Genomic DNA, 1667 nt, shown 5'->3' on the forward strand with positions numbered 1-1667 from the left:
TTGTAATAAGAGTATTAACGGATTAAGTGAAGAATTTAAGGAAAGAATATGAAATTAATAAATGCCATTGTAAAGCCGTTCAAATTAGACGATGTACGCGAAGCGCTCTCTGATGTGGGTATTGAAGGTATGACGGTTTCTGAAGTGAAAGGCTTTGGTCGTCAGAAGGGGCACACTGAATTGTATCGTGGTGCAGAGTACCAGGTGGACTTCCTACCAAAGGTAAAGCTAGAGATTGCAACCCAAGCTGAAAATGTTGACCGAGTTGTTGAAGCGATTAGCCAAGCGGCACACACCGGAAAAATCGGCGATGGCAAAATTTTTGTGTATGACCTAAGCCAAGCCGTACGAATTCGTACCGGTGAAATGGATGCTGAAGCACTTTAAAGAATTACAAGGACTGGAGACTTTAATATGGAACTTACAACAACAGTAATGGAACTACGTTACGCACTAGACACTTTTTTCTTTCTCATTTCAGGTGCGTTGGTCATGTGGATGGCTGCAGGCTTCGCGATGTTAGAAGCTGGCCTTGTTCGTTCGAAGAACACCACAGAAATTTTAACTAAGAACATTTGTTTGTACGCGATTGCTTGTACGACTTTCTTAGTCGTTGGTTACAACATTATGTATGTCGATAACGGCGAAGGTGGCTGGTTACCGTCATTTGGTACTCTGATTGGTACTCAAGGCGAAGGTGCAGACCACTCATTAGAATCAGACTTCTTCTTCCAAGTCGTTTTCGTTGCAACAGCAATGTCTGTGGTATCTGGCGCGGTTGCTGAGCGAATGAAACTTTGGTCATTCCTTATCTTCTCTGTCGTGCTAACAGCATTCATCTACCCAATGGAAGGTTACTGGACTTGGGGCGGTGGTTTCCTATCAGAAGCCGGCTTCAGTGACTTTGCTGGTTCAGGTATCGTACACATGGCTGGTGCTTCAGCAGCGTTAGCGGGTGTGCTTCTACTGGGCGCTCGTAAAGGTAAATATGGTAAGAACGGTGAAATCTACCCGATTCCAGGTTCAAACATGCCGTTAGCAACGCTAGGTACATTTATCCTTTGGTTTGGTTGGTTCGGTTTCAACGGCGGTTCTCAACTTATGGTTTCTGACTTTGAGAACGCGACAGCAGTAGGTCAAATCTTCCTTAACACCAACGCAGCAGCAGCAGCAGGTGCTATCGCAGCACTACTAGTATGTAAAACGACTTGGGGTAAAGCTGACCTAACAATGATTCTTAACGGCGCGTTAGCTGGCCTAGTAGCAATCACTGCAGATCCTTTATCACCATCACCTTTATTTGCTGTAGCGATTGGTTCGGTATCTGGTGCATTGGTTGTATTCAGCATCATCGCTCTAGACAAAGCTAAGATTGATGATCCAGTAGGTGCTATATCGGTACACGGTGTGTGTGGTTTCTTCGGTCTAATGGCTGTGCCACTAAGCAATGCTGATGCAACGTTTGGTGCTCAACTATTGGGTGCAGCAGTAATCTTTGCATGGGTATTCGGTGCTAGCCTAGCGGTATGGGCAGTGCTTAAAGCAACAATCGGTATCCGAGTAACTGAAGATGAAGAACTTGAAGGTATGGACATGCACGATTGTGGTGTCGGCGCCTATCCAGAGTTTGTGTCTGTAAAATAGAACATTATGTATTAATCCATAAT

General features: G+C 44.8%; 2 protein-coding genes. Both read left to right on the forward strand.

The features are described from left to right. Positions 1–48: 48 nt before the first annotated feature. Positions 49–387, forward strand: a complete 339-nt coding sequence (gene glnK / locus AB4232_RS22055) for a P-II family nitrogen regulator (protein ID WP_004738200.1) — start codon at positions 49–51, stop codon at positions 385–387. Between the two features lie 27 nt (positions 388–414). Continuing rightward, positions 415–1644 (forward strand): ammonium transporter, encoded by a 1230-nt coding sequence (locus AB4232_RS22060; protein WP_122045983.1) that lies wholly within the window; start codon positions 415–417, stop codon positions 1642–1644. The last annotated feature ends 23 nt before the right edge of the window (positions 1645–1667 follow it).

Origin of the sequence: Vibrio sp. 10N.286.46.A8 (genome assembly GCF_041470165.1) — a bacterium.
GTDB lineage: Bacteria > Pseudomonadota > Gammaproteobacteria > Enterobacterales > Vibrionaceae > Vibrio > Vibrio tasmaniensis_A.